A 20,912-nucleotide genomic window follows, 5' to 3' on the forward strand; every position below is an offset into this window, starting at 1 on the left:
TGAATCCGGAGAAACTCTCCGGTAATCTATTTTGCATAACGGAGATTGATTCCGTTTTATTCCAGGCCGAGGCCGATGTCAAAGATTTGTGATCGGAGAGCATAGTATGGCAGCGAAATTTGGAGCAAAGTCTACAACGGATGAGGTCCTTGCAGGTGTCGATCTGAAGGGCAAGAGGATTCTAGTGACGGGAGTCTCTGCAGGTATCGGCGTAGAGACGGCGCGTGCGTTGGTGGCACATGGCGCAGATGTTGTGGGTGCAGCGCGTGATCTTGAGAAAGCACAGCGGGCGACATCGGAAGTCAGTAAAACCGCTGCGGACAAGGGCACGAGTTTCGAGTTGCTCGAACTCGACCTTGCCAGCCTTACGAACGTGCGCGCCGCTGCGGACAAGCTCGTTGCTGATGGCCGCCTGTTCGATGTGATTATTGCGAACGCCGGTGTCATGGCGACGCCGTTCGGCAAGACGGAGGACGGATTCGAGACGCAATTCGGGACCAATCACCTGGGCCACTTCGTCTTCGTCAACCGCATCGCGAAGCTAATCAAGGATGGAGGACGCCTGGTCAATCTCTCTTCTTCGGGGCACCGTTTCAGCAATGTGGATCTGAACGATCCCAACTTTGAGACAACGCCCTACGAACCCTTCGTGGCTTACGGACGCTCGAAGACCGCGAACATTCTCTTCGCCGTCGAGTTCGATCAGCGCCATCGAGAGCGCGGGGTCCGCGCGACGGCTGTACACCCGGGAGGTATACAGACAGAGCTTGCCCGCCACATGGACCCGGCACACTTGGAACTGATGGTTAAACAGATTAATGAACAGGCCGCAGCTGCGGGTAAAGGACCGTTGGAATTCAAAACAATTCCTCAGGGAGCAGCTACTTCAGTATGGGCAGCTATTATTGCGACCGCCGAAGAGGCCGGAGGACGGTTTTGCGAGAACTGCCATGTGAGTGATGTCGTCGCAGATGATGCTGCGCTTGGCCTGCTTGATGAAGGAGTGCGCGGCTACGCTCTCGATCCGGAGAACGCCAAGGCTCTTTGGACGAAGAGCGAAGAATTGGTTGGTGAAACTTTCGCGTAAACAGCGAGCGAGACGATGAGAGCGCCGGGAAGATGATTTACGTTTTGTACCGTGGAGGGTGGCTTTCGTGTTGGTCAAAGGCAGGCTAGGCCCGGTCTAAGAGACGGATATCTCCCGCCACCTTAACGTTGGGAATATGGGAAACCCGAAAAGATTTCCAATAGGAATGGGAAGGGGGAAAGCCAGTATTTTGGTTTTCAACGCTTTCCACTCCTCGTCATTTCCAACGCGCTCACTACGGCAGGGGCGGACCAAAGCGCGCATTGCTGGCGAGATGCGCGTTTACCGTCCCGTTGCGCCAAAGGAGAACTCCTGACCTGAAGTTTTCTTCGTCTAAACGCATACCAGGACATCACAGCGAGCCACTCGAAGAAATAAGGAATACAGATGACGAAATAACTCGGCAGCACTTTCAATTTTCCCGGCACTACGCTCACCGTCCACCGCGTTGGCTACGGTGCCCGCCAGCCCCCACGTTTTCGGCCCGCCACGTGACCGCCCTGAGGCTATCGCGGTACTCCTCGAGGCCATCGCCTCGGGCCTCAACCACATTGATACCAGCAACTTCTACGATTCTCACGTAACCAACCAGGTCATCCAGGAAACCCTGCATCAGGACCTGTACTCAGGTCCAATGGCCGCGTCGAAACGCCCGTCAACGCCGCGGAGTGCCAATGATGGGGTGGAATCGGCGGTCAAGTCGCTGGTGAAAGACCCTCCTAACGTCTTGTAGGCTGCGATCAGGGCGCGCAACCGCTCGTTGATCGGGCGATTCATACGTTCCCGGTGCTGCTGAGTCGCGACCATTGCAAACAGGCGAATCGCGATGCCGATCAGACGACCTCGCGGACATCGGGACATCGGGACATCGGGACATCGAGTTACTTTGCATCTGTTTGCTTCGCCGTAAACGTACCAGAGTAGCCGAGAGGCTTTACGTCGATATCACCACTAAGTTCGCCCTTATCATTCCAGGTCCCGGTGTAAGTCAGGGTCAGAGGCTTGCTTTCGTATTCGCCATCGTGAACGAAGATGATCTTCTGGCCGTCGATGGTGACGGTAGTGTCTCTCTTCTTGCTGTCGGAGTCCACGCAGGAGCCGGTGACTTTATCACCGATCTGCGTGAAGGTGCAGGTCTCATTGATTGGATATCCCTGAACGTCTCCGGAGATCGTCCAGGTGCCGGGCACAGCGGGTTGTGCGAGAAGGGTCGTCGTCGAAAAGATGAGCAGGGGCAGAATGCGCTTCAATGGAGCTCCTTTGTTTGTGTGCTCCTCAATATACATAGCGTCATCGCAGGAAATATTAAGACTCGATATGTAACATCTTGATTAGGTGACGGTAGGTGTCTTTGGACACCATGCCCGAAGAACCATCGCCGTTTGTACCGATGACGAATGTCGAACTGGACGACACCGCTGCGTTGGAGTGGCAGTTAATCGAATTATCTATAGTCGTCAAGCGATTTCTTCCTTTTGTTGGGGCCCTGCACGTCGTGAATATGTCCACGACGTGCAGAGTTTGTGTTTGAGGGACGCACTGCGAGTTCGCCGTAGGCAAGCTCTAGTCGTTTGTTCAGCTCGTCATTCTTTGCTTCGAGTTGCTTGATGCGGAGTCGCAGCGTGGCGATCACGCGGTCTTGAGAGAGGGAGCGGCGATCCTTGGATGCGTTTTCGACTGGTGTCTTGGGAACGCTGCGCAGCCTCATGATGCGGTCACGCAGCGTCCTTGTTTTATAGAGCCATGCCGTGGAGACCCCGGCCCGCGCGGCGACTGTGCGGAAGTTGATCGGTACTTCTTCTGCCTGCATATGACGGATGGCCGATTGTGCCTTTTCCATTGCAGCTTGGCTTCTGTGCTGCGCGCTTTGCTGGAGGCCGATTGTGTTCTTAAGCATGTGCCACCTCCAGTGACGTGATGATCTTCACCAGGTTCTCCCGCTTTCGCTGGTTCATTTCGCTTTGTCGCATCCAGCCATTCGCGTCCGCTTTGGCGATTACTCGCTCGGTCTCATGCAGCTCTGATCGATGAACGTCGAGGAAGGTAATATCCGTTCGGAAGTGGGCGCAGTTAAGACAGGCATTCGGATGAGGACATGGACCGGCGACTGTCGGGATCGCACAGTAGCCGTTGGTCAACGCCTGCGCGAGCACGTTTCGAGTGAACCACTGCAGCTCCGCTGTATCGTTCGCCGTGTTCTCCACCACCTTCTTGCCAGTGACATCGACCAGTGTTCCTGCAAGATACTCCGACAGCTTCTCGCGCATCGTGCTGTCGTGGATGTGGGCATAGCGGCTGGTCATCTCCGGGCCTTTATGCCCCAGATAGCGTTGGATGATGTGGTGCGGCACACCGAGATTGATCATCCGCGTTCCCACCGTGTGACGGAACTGATGCGACTGGAAGCGGAACAGCTTTCCCGTCGCATCTTTGATCTGGTGGACGTAAGCCAGTTGATTGATCGCCTGCGAGAAGCTGGCCTGGCGAGCGGGACGACCACGATCGTTCGGGAACAACAACGTCGCCACTCTTCCTTGGTCGCGTACAGCGTCCTGTTGCTCCTGCACGACACGCGCGATCTCTTGGGAGACGGGGATTGTATTTTCACGCCGTACCTTGCCTTGGAGGTAGCGGATATAGAAGACACCGCGCGCATCCTGCGACAGACAGTCAATAGGGAGTTGTAGCAGCTCGTTGATTCTCATCCCGCACTCCTGCAGGATCAGTACCATCCGCATCCATGATGGCTTTAACTCGTGAAGATGCTGGTTCAACTGGTCCAGCACCGTGGAAGGGATATATCGAGGCTGACGCTTTTCGGGCTGCGGAACCTCTTCATCATGGATTAGTCGCTCAGGTCCAGCCGCCAACCATCGTTCACGATGGGCCAGTTCGAGGAACGTTCGAAGATTGATGATGTGATTCTTCCTCGTCCCTGTGCATACGCGACCCGGAAGGTAAGCCATGTAGCGCAACAGCAGCGGGCGCGTGATTGAACGAACGGTGGCGCGTGGTTTCTCCGCTGCGAGGAACTCAGAGAAGCAGACTATTGCCTTCAACCGAGTTCGGCACGTTCCCTCGGCGTAGATCGGAAGACAGTAGGACAAGAAGGATTTAGCTGCCGCACGCAGCCACGACTGTTGGATCAGCAGGAAGTTCAGCGGTCCAGGAGATAGAGTGGGATTGTGCAGCATCGATAGCCGGCGAAGATCCCAGATATCCTTCTCCTGCTCGGGACGTTCATCGTAAGCATCACTCAGCATTAAATAGGCTTGGCGCAACGTGCTGATATAGGCGCTGTCGCGTGGCGTTACACGGGGTTGTTGATCGCCATCCATGCGGCGCGTCGTTCCCATCCGATACATTCCACGCTTCTTCAGATAGCTTGTATAAGATCGTCTCCACCATTCCAGGTCATGCTCCATAAACGACCCCGGAAGCCGATTCAGACTGTTGAGCCACTTCACCATCAGATGGACTCTGGTCAGTTCCTGCGTGCTTCTCCATTGGCCTTCAACGAACTTCTTCCAGAACACATACTTCAACTCGCCATTGATCGTTGACGACTTGCATCCGAAGCGCAGCCGGCGTTGACTGGCCTTAGGCGATAGCCCCTCCACGGGGCTGCTGTGCATGTCCCAGAGATTATCGTTCCAGAAGCCTTGCGACTCGGCGAGGAGGCGGCGCTGTTTGGCGGGATTCCAGTGCGCAGTTCGACGGCTCATCGCGCACGCTCCCGTAGATAGCGCGCATACGCCTCTCCCATGTCTTCTCCAGACAGATGCGCATAGATGCTCGTCGTGGTTTGGATATGAGCATGGCCCAACCGCTTTTGCACGTAAGCGGCATCCCAACCAGATCGCAACAACTCAGTCGCGTGAGTGTGTCGGAGCATGTGCGGAGTCACCTTCAGGCCAGTTCTTGTTCCAAGAGAGCGGAACAGGTCGATCACTGTCGCATAGCTCATCGGAGCGCCGATCCGGCCGCCCCACCAGCTCACGAAGACATAGTCATGTGCGGCCTCTCTGTACTCATGCACCAGGTAGTCTGCATACAGTGCCATCGCTTCCTTGGAGACGTGCACCACATAGGCACTGCGTGACTTCGTGCGCGCCCCGTTTAGATTGGAGTGCGGAACGATCTCTATCTCTTTATCGAACGAGCGTATGTCAGCGTGCCGCAGACCAAGTGCCTGGCCGATACGCATTCCGCTCTCGCAGCAAGCTTGCACAAACACGGCGCAACTGTTCGCAAAGTTATATGAAGAAGGATCGGCTACTTATGTCGAAGACATATCGGCGCTGCCTCAGTCCCACTCTGAGGTCGCAATCAGGCAGCTAGCCGATCTCCACGATGGGCTAACGCACATCAACAACAGCGCGACGTTGCTTGAACTTTCCGTGGCGGGATTGAACGCAACCGAAGCTGTTCCGTACGACGACATTTATGATGTCGGGTTCTACGGTCACGGCGAGCTCTACAACATTGGCTATGTGATGGCAAAATCTATCGTCGAAGATGACGGCCCAGATGGCCTCGCGGCATTCCTCAAGCTTCCACCCTACAAGTTCGTCTTGCGCTACACGCAGCTACCCCAATACGGGATGGATAAAGACCATCCCAAACTTGGGCCAAACACGGTGAACGCAGCCGACCTTTTGGCGAGAGGGTGTAAGTGAGACACCACCCTTTCCGCGATCTGGCGCCGAACGGCAAAGTCATTGAAGCAAGCAAATACTGATGAAAGATTTGGAGAACAACTGTTATGTCGAGGACCACACCGGAACAGAATAAAGCGATCGTCCTGGAAGCATTCGATACGCTCTTCAACAAACGCGACTACGCAGCGGCAGAACAGTATTGGTCGCCTGACTATATCCAGCACAGCGCGCACATAGAGCCTGGAAGGGATGGGCTGTTCGATCTAATCAAAGGCATTCCTCCGACGTTGAGGTATGAAGCCGGGCTGATCCTAGCAGAAGGGGACTTCGTGATCATTCATGGCAGATTCTCTGGATTCGGGGCACCCGTGAACTGGATTGCGGCTGATATTCTTCGCATGAAAGACGGCATCCTTGTTGAGCATTGGGACGTCATCCAGGATGAGGCGACCAGCCAGCAATCGAAGAGTGGAAGGCCAATGTTCGGTGACACGTTTCCTATGTATTGAAGGGTCTAGTTAGTCTGTAACTTGGCACAAATCTCCCTTGGCGCTTGTCCAATTATTTAGTTCTCCGCTCCGCGCTTCCGGCAGCTTTGTAAAGATCGGCAAAAATCTCCGTTTGCGTCTGCTTGAGAATCTCGTCCGCAAGCTTCGGATTGCCGGACGAGACAGCTCTCGATAGCAGAAGACTGCCGACCATCTGGCCGTATAGGGCAATCGCCCTTCTATGCGCGCCTTTCTTCGAAAGAGTCGGCTTTTGAAAGCGGATCATCTCCGCTATCCGCTCAAACGTCTGCTCTAATGCCTCGGCATAGGAGGATTGCGCCTCTTTCGTCAGCCGCGGAATATCGCCGACAAAGCCAGCCATCGCGCATCCGCATTCGATGTCATCTCTCTGCTCTGGAGAGAGGTACCAGTTGATCTGCCGCGTCAGAGGATCGATACCTTTGGCCCGCGAGTTGGCAATCGCATCACTTAGCTCCTGGACCCCTTCTTCAACAGCCCTTTCCAGCGCCTCTGAGACCAGAGCCTCCTTGGATTTGAAATGGTTGTAAAAGCCGCCTTGCGTAAAGCCGGCCTCCCTCATCAGCTCCGTAAGACCCACCGCATCGACGCCCTTTTCGCGGAACAGCCGTTCTGCGGCTGCAAGAATCTTCTGCCGATTCTCGGCGGCCATCTCTTTCGTAACGCCCATTCCACACCTCCCTGGGCCGTACTGGAATAAACGTATCAATCCTTCTTCAAAAAGACAATGGTGATCGGAATCGTCTCTCTGCTATGGCGCATCTACTACGACAATGGCGATCACAATCGTGATCTCCGGAAAGCTGGAGCCTATGAGTTCATCATTCCTCGCCCACGAAGCAGCCGGACCACGGGCCTCGGCCCCGCCTGTGCAACCTCTTCTCACTCCCTTTCGCATGGGAGATCTCAGCCTTCGCAACCGCGTCGTGATGGCCCCGCTTACGCGAATGCGCGCCCACCCCGACAATCACGTACCCACCGCCCTTCAGGCTGAGTACTATGCCCAACGGGCCGGCGGTGGCCTCATCGTTGCGGAGGCCACCGCAATCAGCCCCGAGGGCTTTGGCTGGGCCGACACACCCGGCCTCTGGAGCAAAGAACAGGTCCGCGGATGGAGGCTCGTCACCGACGCTGTTCACAAGGCTGGCGGTCACATCGTTGCTCAACTTTGGCATACCGGCGCAATGTCTCATCCAGAGTTGCGCGACGGCACTCTCCCCGTTTCGGCATCGGACGTAGATCCCGGGCAGGTCTCCGTCACCAGGGACGGCCGCAAGCCGACTGTTGCGCCCCGCCCGTTGACCAGTGAAGAGATCAGGACAACGATCCGTGACTACGCACAGGCCGCGCGTAATGCGGTCGACGCTGGGTTCGATGGAGTCCAGATCCTGGCTAACTACCTCTACCTGATCGCGCAGTTCCTGAACACCGCGACCAATCGCCGTACGGACGAGTACGGAGGTAGTATGGAGAACCGGACCCGCTTTCTGTTCGAAGTTCTCGAGTCCGTGCTCGTCGAAGTCGAGGCCAACAGGGTCGGCATCAAAATCAGCCCGATGCATGAGGCCAACGCCTTCGCCGCGAATGACGAGACGCTTCCCACCATCGACTACGCCGTAACGCGACTGAACGACTACGGCCTCTCTCACCTGCTCCTCATGGGAAATACCACGGACTTCTCCGGCACGCCCCTTGAGAAGCTGACGGGCGACGGCATGTTCGAGCACTTCCGTCCGATCTACCGGGGCGCTCTCATCGCGAACGTCAACATGACGCAGGAACGCGGCAATCGCCTGATCAAAGCTGGTCTAGCGGACCTCGTTGCCTTCGGCCGCCCCTACATCGCCAATCCCGATCTTGTAGAACGGTTCGGTTCGAGCGCACCACTTGCTGACGTCGATTGGAGCACTGTTTATGCATCCGGGCCAAAGGGTTACTCCGACTATCCCGCGCACATGCTATCGGCTCAGTAATTCAACAACAACCCATTCACAAAGTAGATCAAAGGAGAGATCATGAATCTCACTGGCAATACAATCTTCATCACTGGCGGCGGCTCTGGTATCGGTCGGGCCCTCGCCGAAACGCTCCATCAACGCGGCAACAAGGTCATCATCTCGGGGCGGCGTAAAGGACATCTCGATGCAGTCGTCGCCGCCAACCCCGGCATCGAAGCGGTCGAGCTCGACATCGCCGATCCAAAGAGCATTCAGTCCGTCGCAACAAAACTGATCGCCGAACACCCCGAACTGAACGTGTTGATCAACAATGCCGGCATCATGCTTCCAGATCAGGCCGCCGGTACCATCGACGATCAGTTGCTCACGTCCACTGTCGACACCAACCTGCTCGGGCCCATCCGTCTGACTTCCGCCTTCATCGACCAGATCAAGAGCCGGCGCGGCACCATCATCTACAACACCTCCGTACTCGGCTTCGTTCCACTTGCTCTGACAGCCGTTTATTCAGCGACAAAGGCTGCGCTTCATTCCTATGTCCTCTCGCAGCGGTTCTTGTTGCAGCAAAGCGGCGTACGCGTGCTTGAGATTGCACCTCCCTGGGTGCGCACGGAGCTGATGAACAGCCAGGAAGCCAAGGCAGCAATGCCGTTAGATCAGTTCACCGAGGAGACACTGCAGATACTGGGAACCGATGCCGATGAGATTCTCGTTGAAGTCGCGAAGCCGCTGCGCGCCAATCCTGGCCCCGCAGAACATGCCTTCGTAAATGGCTTCAATGAGCAGATGGTGGCCCTGTTCTCCAGCATCTCCTTATCATGATGCACACCATAGGAGGTGCCGGCAATTCAAATGGAGCGCCTTCTGTACATGACTACCGGGAACGGTTATTGCTGGTCAGCCGGCGATTCAGACGGTAATTTCTAAAAGTTCAGCTGATGCCAAATCGCCAATGCGCTCACCGAGCCGGGTTCGTCCTCATAAGTCGGCATATAGGAAGTAATCAACATGCGCGATGAGTGCATCGGCGATTTTGCACTCATAGAGATCACAACTGATGAGAAGAGCGTTTGTATGAGCAGGTCACTGATGTCAATGTTTTTCCTTATCAGGGTCTTTGCTTTTGCTGTTGTCGTTGCGGTTGTTGTTGCTCTCCACCGGGTTTGTATTCGCACTCTGATGAGCTGATCGTGATCGAAGCTCGGTGCCGGTTGGGGTTCGAGAGGAGAGTCGATGCTGCCATTTATCAGACGGACTTGGAAGACCAAAACGCCGACGCAGTCATCGGAACGCGGTGTCGATGCAACGGGTGAACTCTATGCAGCCTGCTGATAGAACGGGATGTAGGGTTCCTGTGTGTTCCAGAGGTGATGGAGTAAGACGGCAAGCTTGCGTGCGACCGCCACGACGGACTTGTTTTTCGCCTGCTTGCCTCCACGGGCTGCCAGGTGCAGGCCCCACTGTCGAAGTGCTGAGTCCCGGCCATGTGGTCGCAGGATGTGGTTGGCGCACTCGATCAGCAGACTTCGAAGATATGCGTTGCCAGCCTTGGTGATGCCGAGTTGCGGGTCGCGTTCGCCGGACTGGCTGCGTTTTGGTCGTAGCCCAAGGTAGCAACCCACATCTCGACTTCGACCGAATCGTGTCTTGTCGCCAAGCGTCAGCACGAACGTAAGAGCAGTGATATGGCCGACCCCGTGAATCGTCATCATGGACTGGGTCTCGGCATACTCGGTCTGAGTTAGGCGTTGGATCTCTCGGTCATACTGCTTGATCTTCAACGTCATCTCCGCGATCTGTGAGAGAACCGGACCCAGTGCCAGCTTCAGCCCTGGCGGCATCGCGGCTTGGCCTCGTTGAGCGAAGCACTTCGTGGAGGATGCGGGCATACGATGGCCGCAAGCCTTGGTTAATCCTCGAACCGCGTTGATGGCCGCTGTTCGCAGTCGAACCAGAAGCTCGCGAGCACGAATCAAAGTGAGGGCTTCCTGCTGTTCAACCGTGCGGTGAGAGATCGGTCGCAAAATCTCAGGATCGAGTCGGGCGTAACGCGCCAGCTTCTCCGCATCTACATCGTCGCTCTTGCGATCGCTGTGTGAGATCGCCCGCAACTCACGCACGTTGGCGACGATCACCTCGTGGCCCAGTTGTTCGAGCTGTTCGCTGATCCAGATCGAATGCACGCCGGCCTCCATCGCCACTCGGGCATGAGGCACGTCGGTGAACCACTTATCGATCGCCTTCGCTGTGGTCCTGAAGCGGCCTCGATCGATCACTTCTCCTTGCTGGTTGAGAGTACAGTAATGGCTCCAAACGTCGCCAAGGTCGATGCCGATCGTCAGCTCTACCTGGCCACGCTTCCGGGGTGCTTCCGCGATGAGGTGGTGCGTTGGCTTCTTCATGGGAACAGTCTGCTCCTCCTGCGGAGGACCTGCTCATCCCATTTATCAGTAGCAACCCAAGCACATATTGCGCATATAGGCTTATAGCTATACGGAATTCCTCATCGGATGGCTGTAGGCGATGGCCAATCCGATCCTTGGCAAGAGAATGTGCTTCTCGTCAGAACTATGCGAGGCCGGAACGCTCACTTCGGCCTTTTGCCCACCACATCAGAGTTGATTGGCGGTTTCATCTGGACGCGCAGGAATCGAAATGATAAAGTTTCTTGATTATGTAATCACTAACTACTTGATTTTGAAGCTCCTCCTTTGAAGGAAGCCTTTGCCTTGTCTGCCCGATGAGTAATTTTCCGCAGAGCGCTGCCCATTCCGCCGAAGCCTCAGCACTTGGCTTCTACTATCAAGCGCTCTTTGCGCTCCTTGTGCTATTCCAGCAGAGTACTGACCTTGCCGCCGTTTCTGTTGAGCAGTTGGATGACGTTCAGCTCACCACAGATGGCGAGGAACTGCTTTTCCAGTTGAAACATTCTTTTTCAGAGACGCCAACACCCATTAGCCTCAAGTCGCGTGCATTCTGGAAAACCATCAAAGTCTGGATCGACATTCTTGATGAAATCTCTCTTCCCGAAACGACGCTGCATCTGATCACGGTAGCTTCCGTCCCTCAGGATGATTCGCTCCAGTCTTTACTTCAAAATCCGCCTGACATCAACGCGCTCGTCGCCGCGATGGTTGAAGAAGCACAACGAGTCAAGGACGACCGCGACCTTGCCAAAAGCCTGAAAGAGAAATTGCCCCATGCTGACAGAGCAGCTGGCTGCCTGGCATTCCTGGAACTCGGGGAGACCACGCGCTTAGGCTTGTGCTCGCGAATTCGCCTCGCACCCGGAAGCCTGAATATTGCAGAGATCGAACCGGCAATTAAGGCTGGACTCGGCATTTTGCCTGCGGAGCAACGTCCTATCGTGGCCGAGAAACTTGTCGCGTGGTGGAACCGGGAGATCATCTATTCCCTTTGCGGAAAAAGGAACCGGGTCATCACACGTTTTGAACTTCAGAGTCGGATTGTCGAGGTCGTTGGTGAACTCGAGAGAGAGAGTCTCTCCGTAGATTTCGAACAGTTGGAGCCGCCTGAAGATTATCAACCAGATGGAATGCTCACTCGCCAAATCAAATTAGTCAAAGGTCTGAAAAGTGATTTTTCAAAGGCTATTCGGGAAGAATGGCGCGCACGTTCTCAGCGCTCACGGTGGATTGAGGCAAACGCAGGGAATGCGACCAAAATCGATGCATACGACAAACTTCTCGGGGAAAATTGGTCCGATCGGCACAGCACAATCAAGGAAGAGTGTGAGACAAAGGACGAAGCCTCCAAAGAGGTAGCTGGCTTGAACCTTCTCCGCTGGTCTCACGAAGGCGCTCCAACCTCTATAAGACCAATTGAGCCTAGCCTGACGGCCTCTTATGTGCGAGGCAGCATGCAAATCCTTGCCGTGAATCTCAAAGTTGGGTGGCATCCAGAGTTCGAAGATAGGTTAGAGGAAGGAAACGCAAAGTGAGCGTCACGCATGACATTTACTCCGAAACCAATCCCGCGTTCTGCGCTTATGTGATTGCTGCTTTCGTCACTGCGTTTAGCTCTATCCGTAGCGAAGGACCCGAGCTTGTCACAACATATGCGTCGATACCCATAGCTCTATCTGGTGAGTTGGAAACCACTTTCGAAGGAACAAACAAGAGTACGGGACTCATCGAATGGCTAGGGCGCGCCCCGGTTGTGCAGATCGGTTTGACGTCAAGGATCAATGAAAGTCTCAACATCGTTACCGAAGGACTTCGCTTCGCCTGCTTCGCAGGAGTTATTTCACTGGATACGAGCTCGCGGCTCCGGCTCGGCAGCAACAAACTCAAAGAAGGTCCCCAGAAGGCGCTCTCGGTGCAACCGAGAAATGCCATCAAGAGGGCTACCCGTCTTGGCTATTGGTTTGCAGCTGAAGGCTCTTCCCGTTCGACCTTTGAATCTTTGGGGTTAACCGTATGAACCGATGGAACATTGAAACGATTTTCTTTCTAGGGGTGACAGGGGAAAGACGAGAGATCAACTTCGAAGTCAATCAGGTAAATATCATCACGGGAGCATCGGGTACAGGGAAGTCGACACTTATTAAAGCCATCGACTACTGCTTGGGTTCAAAGAATTGTGAGCTTCCGGCGCATGTCCGTCGGCGCTGTATCGCAGTGGGCGTGAAGTGGGTTCGTGGCCAACAAGAACTAATTGTTGGAAGACTGGTTCCTCCCATTGGTCAGGCGACAAGTACTCACATGTTCTGCACCGCCGGCCGGAATCTAAAATTACCAGCAAAGGTGGAGGAGTTTGAAGGGCCTGCGCCCGTGAACGCAGCAAAGCGCTTTATTGAGAGTGCATTCGGTATCGACGACGTCGTCGGCTCACAAGACAATTTCGGCGAGGTCAAGGGAAGAGCAACAGTCCGGCACGTTACGCCTTATTTGTTTGTCACAAAAGAGGTCATTTACAGCGAGACGATTTTGCTTCACGGCTTCGAAGATCCCGAGAAAGCCCGGGATATCGTAGCGTCAATGCCGTACTTCTTGGGAGTTGTGGACCAAGCTGCGGCAATTGAACTTCAAAGATTGCGCCAACTTGAGAAGGCGTTAGAGCGCGAAGAAGCAAAGGCGCTCGCTCGCTCCCGCGAGGAGAGCAGCTCTAAGCAAAACGCATTCGCTCTTCTGTCCGAAGCACATCGTTTTGGCATTGCCGCAGCCGTCGACGAGACCGCTTCTGAGAGGACACTTATCAGCACTCTCAGGAGTGTGAACGACATTGGGGTGCCGAGCGGCAACGTCATCCCCGAGGATGAGTTGACAACCTTGACGGATCGGCGCCAAGCGACGCTAAATCGACTGGCCGACTTGCGTCGACAGTCGAGAGCCGCGAAGTTCGCGCTGCGAGACGCGAGTGATGCGGGTGATGCGATTACACGTCAACGCGAAAAGCTCCAGCTAGCGGAACATCTGAAACTCGACGCGATTCCGACGGTATGCCCTATTTGCTCGAGTCCCTCAGATAAAGGGAAGGAAAGCGCTACAGCCTTACAAAGCACTCTCGCGACCATCCGAGCCGAGAGCGCGGCGGTCGATCGTGTGCGGCCTACCTTCGTTGAGCATGATCGATCTGTGGATGTGAGTCTCGCTACAACTAACGCCGAGCTTCGCACGATCGATGCTCAAATAGCAGGAATCATCCGTGCCAATGAGTCGGCTCGATCACTGGCCACCGCAGCGCAAGCCCGAGCCCACGTCTTGGGCAAAATCTCATTCTTTTTGCAGTTGGTCGATAGTGTGCCGACGTATGCTATCTCCAATCTGGACACTCTGCGTGAATCAGTTGAGGAGCTCCGTGCACGCGTCGGACGCGAAGAGAGAGATACACGACTGCAAATTGCAGAAGGCGAAATCTCTGGCTATGCTTCGACAGCGTTTTCAGACCTTCCGAGCGTTGATCCGTGTGTGGGAGCACGCCTGTTCTTCAACTCCCGCAGGCCGGACGTCTCAATCATTGAGCAAGGCACGAATGTGCTTTTACGAATGACCGATGTTGGCTCGGACCAGAACTATCTGGCCGTGCACATTGCATTAGCGTTCGCGCTCCAGCATCACTTCGAACACGTGAAAGCACCAGTCCCGGGAATCCTAGTCTTCGACCAAATCAGCCGACCTTATTTCCCGAGCAAATCGGAGAACGAAGACAGGGACGAGGCTGAAATCGTCGGCGGAAGTGAAGATGAAGACATCGTAGCAATGAGAAAGCATGTTGACTTCCTCTTCAAAGAGACGGCCCGACGAGATGGCTTGCAGGTCATATTGATTGAACACGCGTACTTTGCGGACGATCAACGTTATAAAAACGCCACTCGGGAGAGGTGGACCAAGGGATCGGGCAAAGCGCTGATTCCGCTGGATTGGCCGTTACGAGCGGATGCCTAGTCAAATAAACATCAGCGCCGAGTACAGGCGCATTGCTACCTATAAATCGGCTTGTGTTTACCAACGCCGATCTCAACTGGCGAGTACAGGCCGATACGCTCATCCATAGGCAGGGGACGGCAACACTACATAATGGTAGCATTATAAATCTGGAAGTTCGGTGACCAGTTGTACGGGTGCTTACTTGCCGGCAATGATCCTTTGCGCTCGGTCGAGTGCGGCGAGGGCGACAAAACTGCTGAGACTGCGGCGTTCCAACTTTGCCGCCTTCTCCAGCAGTTTCCGTTCTTCCTGGGTGTAGTAGGAAAACACTTTCGCTCCAAGCGAGGTCTTGCCGGTGCGCCGGGAAGGAATGTGTTCCTCTTTGGCCACCGACTGTTATGGTACTACCGCACTACATAACAGAGGTATTGTGCGACAAATCGTTTTTATGAGATTTGGAGGGTTTTAAAGCAAATTCATCGTTTCCCGCGTTCCGATGGCTATGCTCGGATCGGGACCGTTCTTTTGCTGCACAAGGAGTTTTTATGGCAAAGAGCAAGGATCGGGAAGTTATCCCCTTGTCAGATCATCCGCGCAGGTCGCTTCTGGTGGAACTGAAGGGTGAGAAGGTCGCGGAGGATGGAAGTACGACAACCGCGACAGAGATATTCGCTGCACTCAGCCTGGAGGAAGTGATTGCCTATGTGCGAAACCGCCAGCCAAGTGTCGAGATCATGGAACTGAAGGTGTTGGGTCAGGTGCAGGTGCTGTCCAGCTCGGAACACCTGGAATAGTGCAGGGGCAAGCCTGCGGACTATTTGCTTCTGCCTGCTGGGACGCAGATGCGGCACAACATCGCCTTGGTAGCTCCTCACTCTTTTGAGGGTTTGTAGATCAGGCCGTGTCAGCTTGCGAATGGGTTTGAAGAGCTCGGAAGCATCTCGGAAGTTGATGGCTTCCGAGTTCAACTCTTGCTGGAGTTGTTGGGAACAAAGTGTGCCCTCGTCTTCCAGACTGTTCCGAGAGCGAGGACGGGTCGCACACGGTTAGATCTCCACTGCCAACCTCGTAAGCGAAGGTATGGAGAAGCCTTCAGCGTCGGCTCATTTCAATTCGCGACGCAGTGCGTCGCGAATTGAAATGAGCCCGATCGAAGGTGGAAGCGCAGCCTTCCAGCGAGCCACGGATGGCATTCATTCACTCGGTTGTCGTGGTGGAATGTGCTGGCATAGCCATCCAGGGGCCGCTTGGCTCCCACTGGAGGTCGGGCAAATCTTGGGGAGCCGGTGGAGGCAGAATCGGCAGCACAAATGAACTGATGGCGGCGATCACTTCCCGAAGAGGGATGGGGTCGATATAGAGCTTGTTCTTTGAAATGAACGCATCCCACTGCTTCTGTTTCGTTTCATCCTCATAGAACTCTGAGGTGAGAGCGGTTGGCAATGCGCCGATGGGCACTGCTGTTTTTCTTCTTTCGAAGGTGCGTCGAATAGCTTCTGAGAGTGCCTGACTATCAAACGAGAAGAGGCTGGCCAAGATTCTCAGGTCGTGAAAATCCTTCATCCGCGTATTGGCGCGTCCAAGCTTTACCAATGCTTCAAACTTTTCCGCGACAACTGTTTCACGAGGATAAGCGAAGAGCAGAGGTGCGGGATATTCCAGAAGCGTCGGGAATGGAGTCTCAACTGGAGCAGGGGTAATCGCATCTCCAAATCCAATATCAATTTGGACAGGAAGGCGTGCGGCTTCGAGATAACCAAGAAAAGTTACACGGATGCCTTCGTAATCCTGGTCTTCCTTAATGCGTTCGGCTTTGACAGAGGCAGGATCAAAACGAAGCCCATCATCTGCAACCTTCAGCTCGCAGATCTCTCGGAATATCTTCTGGAATCGTTCGAGGCTGTTCTCTCCCTGCGACAGAAAATCGGCGTCGCGTGTGGGGCGGTGCGTTTGTTCTGTCCACAGCTCAAAAAGCAGAGCGCCCTTGAGGACAAATATCTCCTTATGGGCCGATTGGCTGATCCTGTAGAGAATTCGTTCGAGCGCATACTTCGTTAAAAGAAGATTGAAGTCTTCCTTCTGTGCTTTGGCCCGGTTCAACAGGCGCTGCTTCACAGATGCAGCTGTATTGGCGGGGATTGCTTTGCTCAAATGAGGGACTCCATATAAGGCCGCATGACATTGACGACCCGGCAGACCTTTGCGGCATCCCACAGATCGTCCATAGACGCTTTTTTCTCACGGTAGGCCGCGCGAAGAGCTTGAATGGCTGTTTCAATGCCGACTTTGGAGCGGAACTTAAAACAATCCGCAACGGTCTTCGCCGGGCTGTAAACGCGCAGGGTTCCGCCATCGACCGAATGGCTTTCAATGCCGAACTCGAAAGTTGCCTTGGAGTAATGGACGATGCGAACCGGCGGATAATCCATCTTGGGAGTCCATGATCCGCGTTCGATGGCGAGCCAGACTTCAAAAGGATTTTCGCTGGTAAGTTCGTGGTATCGCAGCGCGGAAGAAAGGCAAAGGACTCCGCGGGGAACTCTCTTTGCCGTTTCGAGCAGCGTTTCGTAGGCCGATAGAGGAGCTTCCTTTGAGCGATAGAGTCCGTGGCCGACACGTTCGATCTTGCCCGCCTTCGCTAGATTCCAGAGATGGGAGCGCGAAGCAGGAAGGCCCTTCAGCTCGTTTGAGCGCACGAGGGTTCTCTCCTGGACAAATGCTCCGATATGTTCGGCCTTTCTGCTCATACGAGTAATTCTATCAAAACCTAAACACTTATTAAAATCTATATAGGTTTTGTTCTTTCAGTGTCTACTCTCACGAGGCAGCAAACGGTGTCCTTTCAGGACACCTGATGGAAAGTTTTTCCACGTTTTGTGCTTTCTGTCCGCTCTACGCTTCCTTTCAGCAGGGGATTCCTGGGGAGTTGCGTGGAAGCCAAAAGCACCAAGAACGGGAAGGGCGCTGAGTCGGAGCGGCAACACCGCTCTGTCCGGTCCAAGAGTCTCGGAAAACGGCTCGATCCCGATCTCAAATCATGGCTGGACAACGTCATCATCCCTGCGTTGGTACGGGAATATATAGCCGAAATTGAGAAGCAGAATCGACTTGCGATGACTGGCGGTTCAGAGTTACCTTCCGACTAAGACAGGGGGAAAACCATGACCCTTCGCTGCGCCGCCTACGCCCGCTATTCCAGTGACCTTCAGAGTCCTCGCTCGATCGAGGACCAGCTTCGGATCTGCCGCGAATACGCACATTCACATGGGTTTACCTTTCTCGAAGAACACGTCTACGCAGATGAAGCGTTAAGTGGCGTCGGTGCGGATCGTCCCGGACTGGGCCGCTTGCTGACTGCGGCGCTCTCTCCTGAGCGTCCCTTCGACATCATCCTGCTCGACGACAGCAGCCGTTTAGCGCGGAACACGAAGGATGCGTTGACCTTCTTTGAGCGGCTGAACTTTGCCGGTATTCGGCTGATCGCGGTCAGTCAGGGCATCGATTCGGATAACGAACAGGCGCATGTTCTGGTGACTGTCCACGGCATGGTGGATAGCCTGTATGTGAAAGAGCTTGCGAAGAAGACCCACCGGGGACTCGAAGGTCTGATGCTGCGCGGCCAGCATACGGGCGGGCGCTGCTTCGGCTATGACTCAGTACCTGTACCCGGCACAACGGGCAAGCAACTGGTCATCAACGAGGGCGAAGCAGCGATAGTGCGCCGGATCTTCGAGATGTCGGCGGGGGGCCAGTCGCTCAAGACGATTACGAAGACTTTGAACCACGAGTGCGTCCCACCCCCCAGACCGAGATCCGACAAGCGGTTTGGGACTTGGTGCTTTACCTGCATCCGGGAGATGCTCAGGCGGGATCTGTATAGGGGCAAGGTGATATGGAACAGCTCCCGCTTCGTGAAAACTCCCGGCACAAACAAACGGGTGCGCCGCCCGAGGCCTGAGAGTGAGTGGCGTATCGTCTCTCATCCCGAGCTTCAGATCATCAGCGACGAATTGTGGCAGCGGGTGCAGGATCGTCAGAAGACTCTGATGGCCACCTATGGAGGAGCAAAGAGTGGAGGAGTTCTGATACCGCGTTCTGCCACAAGCCCCTATCTCCTCAGTGGCATCCTGAAGTGCGGCGTATGCGGAGGCAACCTGATCATCGTCAGCGGATATGGTTCTTACGGTCACTATCCGAAGTACGGTTGCTCCCAGCACTTCAATCGCGGGACCTGCTCGAATGCGGTCACGGTGCGGCGGGATTGGCTCGAAGGGCGGTTGCTGGATGAGTTGCAGAATCAGGTTCTGAAGCGCGAGGCCATCGAGTACGTTCTGGATGAGTTCGGCAACCACGTTAAGAACGCGTTTGCCAATCTCACCAACCAGTTAGCTCAGATGCGTGAGCGGAAGCAGAAACTCGAAGGCGAGCTGCGGCGGCTGGCGGCGACTGCGGCGGAAACAGGCCCCTCGGCATTTCTCATTGAGGCGATCCACGAGCGCGAGCAGCAATTGCGGGATATTACCGACCAGCTTCTGGCGGGAGGGGAGAATTCCGTGGACGCCCATCTGTCGGACATTCGCAGCTTCGTGACGAAAAGATTGGGAGACCTTCGCACGCTGTTGTCCGGCGACGCCGTGGCAGCCCGAAAAGAACTACTGAAGCATGTCTCCGAGATTCGGATGGTTCCGAAGGAAGGAAATGCGGATGTGAAGCCACATTATGTGGCGGAAGGTAGCTGGAATCTGCTGGGAAGCGAAAAGGAGATATTTGCCGGAGATACAACGTCACGGCAAATTCGTGTGGTTGCGGGGGTAGGATTTGAACCTACGACCTTTGGGTTATGAGTGACCGGGAACTCGCGTAAAGTGAAGACTTTACAGCATGAATGGCTACCCGGAAGTATCGAAAAGTACCCTCTGGACACCCATTTGGGAGTCAGTTGGGAGTGAATTTTGCCGGTTGGGTTTTCCGCCCAACGTTCGTTCGATGGACGTTCTCCCCGACCCAAATTTCCAATTTCCAAATTGGAAATTTACCCTACAATGAGTTCATGCAGGGACAAGATATCGCGCTTCTCCTAAAACTCGCTATTCAGAATGAGCCGCAGGTGCCATCCAAAAGCCTGGCGGAAAGCCTCTTCATCTCTCCCTCCGAGGTGTCAAAGGCTTTGAAGCGATGTGCGGATGCGGGTCTGCTTTACATGTCCGGGAGTGAAAAGAGAGTGAATCGGTCCGCGCTCATGGAATTTCTGACTCATGGAATGAAATACGCCTTTCCACCAGTAAGGGGTTCTCTGGTTCGTGGCGTCCCTACCGCCGCCGCAGCGGAACCCTTGAAGTCACGTTTTCTGGAGGATGGTGAGCCTCCTCCGGTTTGGCCTTTTGCGGGGGGAAAGATTCGAGGAATTTCGCTCGCGCCTCTCTATGCAGGCGCACCCAAAGCCGCGCTTCGAGATCCCAAGTTTTACAGCGTTCTCGCACTCTCCGATGCCATCCGTAGCGGAAGAACGCGCGAAAAGAACCTTGCGGTCGAACTTCTCGGGAAGGAACTGAATGCCTGATCCTAACCTGCCATTGCTGGAGGATGCAGTCCACAAACTCGCGCCGTTTTTGGATGAGATCGTTTTCGTCGGCGGTGTCACGTTAGGGCTGTTGATTACCGACGAAGGCGCCGCTCCCATTCGCGGTACCAACGATGTCGATGTGATTGCTGAGATTGTCACGTATGCGGATTACATCGCATTCTCAGAACGTCTGCGCGAGGCCCACTTCACAGAAGACGCAGGGGAAAATCCTCTTACTTGTCGCTGGCACAACGGCGCTCTGACTCTGGATGTGCTGGCCTTGAACGAAGAAGTCCTCGGATTCACCAACATCTGGTATGAGCCTGCGCTTCGACATGCGTTCATGGTCGCTCTGCCTAGCGGACAATCGATCCGAGTCATTACTGCGCCGTTCTTCATGGGGACAAAGATGGAAGCATTTCGGGGACGCGGCAGGATGGATTTCCAGGCCAGTCACGATCTTGAAGACTTTGTTGCCATTATTGAAGGACGGGATACCTTGCTTCAGGAGATCGCCGAATCTCCGCAAGCGCTTCGAGATTATCTTGCGGAAGCGGCAAAGACTCTGCTTGCGGAATCTCGTTTTCTCGATGTGCTTCCGGGATTCGTCCTGGATAGCGAGCGAGTCCCTCTGATCCAAGAACGGCTCGCTTCAATCGCTGATGGACGCCTGCACGATAGCCGAAGAAGTTCCTATAGCTAGCGCTCCCTCTCAGAACATCCCCTA

At 54.8% G+C, this 20,912-nt stretch carries 21 protein-coding genes; 12 read left to right on the top strand and 9 right to left on the bottom strand.

Annotated elements, in window-relative coordinates; translation table 11 throughout:
- Window positions 1-106 precede the first annotated feature (106 nt).
- Window positions 107-1,087, top strand: a complete 981-nt coding sequence (locus tag FTO74_RS06555; protein ID WP_162537424.1) for an SDR family NAD(P)-dependent oxidoreductase — start codon at window positions 107-109, stop codon at window positions 1,085-1,087.
- Between the two features lie 881 nt (window positions 1,088-1,968).
- Here the strand turns inward: FTO74_RS06555 and FTO74_RS06565 are convergent.
- From FTO74_RS06565 to FTO74_RS06580, 4 genes are all read right to left on the bottom strand, one after another.
- Window positions 1,969-2,337: a hypothetical protein gene (locus FTO74_RS06565; RefSeq protein ID WP_162537426.1), complete on the bottom strand. Its 369-nt coding sequence runs from the start codon at window positions 2,335-2,337 to the stop codon at window positions 1,969-1,971.
- A gap of 194 nt (window positions 2,338-2,531) precedes the next feature.
- Window positions 2,532-2,984: a DUF6262 family protein gene (locus tag FTO74_RS06570; RefSeq protein WP_162537427.1), complete on the bottom strand. Its 453-nt coding sequence runs from the start codon at window positions 2,982-2,984 to the stop codon at window positions 2,532-2,534.
- On the bottom strand, window positions 2,977-4,812 hold the full coding sequence (locus FTO74_RS06575) for a tyrosine-type recombinase/integrase (RefSeq protein ID WP_162537428.1): 1,836 nt from the start codon (window positions 4,810-4,812) through the stop codon (window positions 2,977-2,979). Before FTO74_RS06575 ends, FTO74_RS06570 begins: the two co-directional genes overlap by 8 nt.
- On the bottom strand, window positions 4,809-5,324 hold the full coding sequence (locus FTO74_RS06580; protein ID WP_345934119.1) for a tyrosine-type recombinase/integrase: 516 nt from the start codon (window positions 5,322-5,324) through the stop codon (window positions 4,809-4,811). The genes FTO74_RS06575 and FTO74_RS06580 overlap by 4 nt, the downstream gene beginning before the upstream one ends.
- On the opposite strand from FTO74_RS06580, the gene FTO74_RS19500 reads away from it, so the two are divergent.
- The gene (locus FTO74_RS19500; protein ID WP_220399097.1) at window positions 5,254-5,766 is read left to right on the top strand and encodes a DUF5700 domain-containing putative Zn-dependent protease; all 513 of its coding nucleotides are present in this window, start codon (window positions 5,254-5,256) and stop codon (window positions 5,764-5,766) included. The two genes, FTO74_RS06580 and FTO74_RS19500, sit on opposite strands and share 71 nt — an antisense overlap.
- An 86-nt stretch (window positions 5,767-5,852) precedes the next feature.
- The gene (locus FTO74_RS06590) at window positions 5,853-6,257 is read left to right on the top strand and encodes a nuclear transport factor 2 family protein (RefSeq protein ID WP_162537431.1); all 405 of its coding nucleotides are present in this window, start codon (window positions 5,853-5,855) and stop codon (window positions 6,255-6,257) included.
- A gap of 52 nt (window positions 6,258-6,309) precedes the next feature.
- Here FTO74_RS06590 and FTO74_RS06595 read toward each other — a convergent pair whose 3' ends face one another.
- On the bottom strand, window positions 6,310-6,945 hold the full coding sequence (locus FTO74_RS06595) for a TetR/AcrR family transcriptional regulator (RefSeq protein ID WP_162537432.1): 636 nt from the start codon (window positions 6,943-6,945) through the stop codon (window positions 6,310-6,312).
- A gap of 103 nt (window positions 6,946-7,048) precedes the next feature.
- Between FTO74_RS06595 and FTO74_RS06600 the strand changes: the two genes are divergently transcribed.
- Entirely contained in the window at window positions 7,049-8,248 is a 1,200-nt protein-coding gene (locus tag FTO74_RS06600; RefSeq protein WP_220399098.1) for an alkene reductase, read from the top strand.
- 42 nt (window positions 8,249-8,290) lie between these two features.
- Window positions 8,291-9,055 carry an SDR family NAD(P)-dependent oxidoreductase gene (locus FTO74_RS06605; protein WP_162537433.1) on the top strand — a complete coding sequence of 255 codons (765 nt, stop codon included), beginning with the start codon at window positions 8,291-8,293 and terminating at the stop codon, window positions 9,053-9,055.
- A gap of 494 nt (window positions 9,056-9,549) precedes the next feature.
- Here the strand turns inward: FTO74_RS06605 and FTO74_RS06610 are convergent, their stop codons facing one another.
- Entirely contained in the window at window positions 9,550-10,635 is a 1,086-nt protein-coding gene (locus tag FTO74_RS06610; RefSeq protein ID WP_162537434.1) for an IS110 family transposase, read from the bottom strand.
- Window positions 10,636-10,973: 338 nt separating this feature from the next.
- On the opposite strand from FTO74_RS06610, the gene FTO74_RS06615 reads away from it, so the two are divergent.
- The 3 genes from FTO74_RS06615 to FTO74_RS06625 are packed head-to-tail and all read left to right on the top strand — an operon-like array spanning window position 10,974 to window position 14,640.
- A complete protein-coding gene (locus FTO74_RS06615; protein WP_162537435.1) occupies window positions 10,974-12,194 on the top strand; it encodes an ABC-three component system protein in 1,221 nt (406 codons plus the stop codon).
- Entirely contained in the window at window positions 12,191-12,676 is a 486-nt protein-coding gene (locus tag FTO74_RS06620; RefSeq protein WP_162537436.1) for a three component ABC system middle component, read from the top strand. The genes FTO74_RS06615 and FTO74_RS06620 overlap by 4 nt, the downstream gene beginning before the upstream one ends.
- The gene (locus FTO74_RS06625) at window positions 12,673-14,640 is read left to right on the top strand and encodes a DUF3732 domain-containing protein (RefSeq protein ID WP_162537437.1); all 1,968 of its coding nucleotides are present in this window, start codon (window positions 12,673-12,675) and stop codon (window positions 14,638-14,640) included. The genes FTO74_RS06620 and FTO74_RS06625 overlap by 4 nt, the downstream gene beginning before the upstream one ends.
- A 180-nt stretch (window positions 14,641-14,820) precedes the next feature.
- Here the strand turns inward: FTO74_RS06625 and FTO74_RS06630 are convergent, their stop codons facing one another.
- Entirely contained in the window at window positions 14,821-15,012 is a 192-nt protein-coding gene (locus FTO74_RS06630; protein ID WP_050061388.1) for a DUF1778 domain-containing protein, read from the bottom strand.
- A 155-nt stretch (window positions 15,013-15,167) separates the two neighbouring features.
- Between FTO74_RS06630 and FTO74_RS06635 the strand changes: the two genes are divergently transcribed.
- Entirely contained in the window at window positions 15,168-15,416 is a 249-nt protein-coding gene (locus FTO74_RS06635; RefSeq protein ID WP_162537438.1) for a hypothetical protein, read from the top strand.
- 403 nt (window positions 15,417-15,819) lie between these two features.
- On the opposite strand, the gene FTO74_RS06640 is transcribed toward FTO74_RS06635, so the two are convergent.
- Window positions 15,820-16,773, bottom strand: coding sequence for a nucleotidyl transferase AbiEii/AbiGii toxin family protein (locus FTO74_RS06640; RefSeq protein WP_162537439.1), 954 nt, complete (start codon window positions 16,771-16,773; stop codon window positions 15,820-15,822).
- A complete protein-coding gene (locus FTO74_RS06645) occupies window positions 16,770-17,369 on the bottom strand; it encodes a transcriptional regulator (protein ID WP_162537440.1) in 600 nt (199 codons plus the stop codon). Before FTO74_RS06645 ends, FTO74_RS06640 begins: the two co-directional genes overlap by 4 nt.
- A gap of 414 nt (window positions 17,370-17,783) precedes the next feature.
- Here FTO74_RS06645 and FTO74_RS06650 point away from each other — a divergent pair, with 414 nt between their 5' ends.
- The 3 genes from FTO74_RS06650 to FTO74_RS06660 all read left to right on the top strand — a co-directional run bounded on the left by FTO74_RS06650 (window position 17,784) and on the right by FTO74_RS06660 (window position 20,888).
- Complete coding sequence (locus FTO74_RS06650) at window positions 17,784-19,466, top strand: recombinase family protein (protein WP_162537441.1); 1,683 nt, start codon at window positions 17,784-17,786, stop codon at window positions 19,464-19,466.
- A 206-nt stretch (window positions 19,467-19,672) separates the two neighbouring features.
- A complete protein-coding gene (locus tag FTO74_RS06655) occupies window positions 19,673-20,182 on the top strand; it encodes a helix-turn-helix domain-containing protein (RefSeq protein WP_162537442.1) in 510 nt (169 codons plus the stop codon).
- Entirely contained in the window at window positions 20,175-20,888 is a 714-nt protein-coding gene (locus FTO74_RS06660) for a hypothetical protein (RefSeq protein WP_162537443.1), read from the top strand. The genes FTO74_RS06655 and FTO74_RS06660 overlap by 8 nt, the downstream gene beginning before the upstream one ends.
- Window positions 20,889-20,912: the final 24 nt, after the last annotated feature.

The sequence above is a fragment of the Granulicella sp. WH15 genome (assembly GCF_009914315.1).
Lineage (GTDB): Bacteria > Acidobacteriota > Terriglobia > Terriglobales > Acidobacteriaceae > Edaphobacter.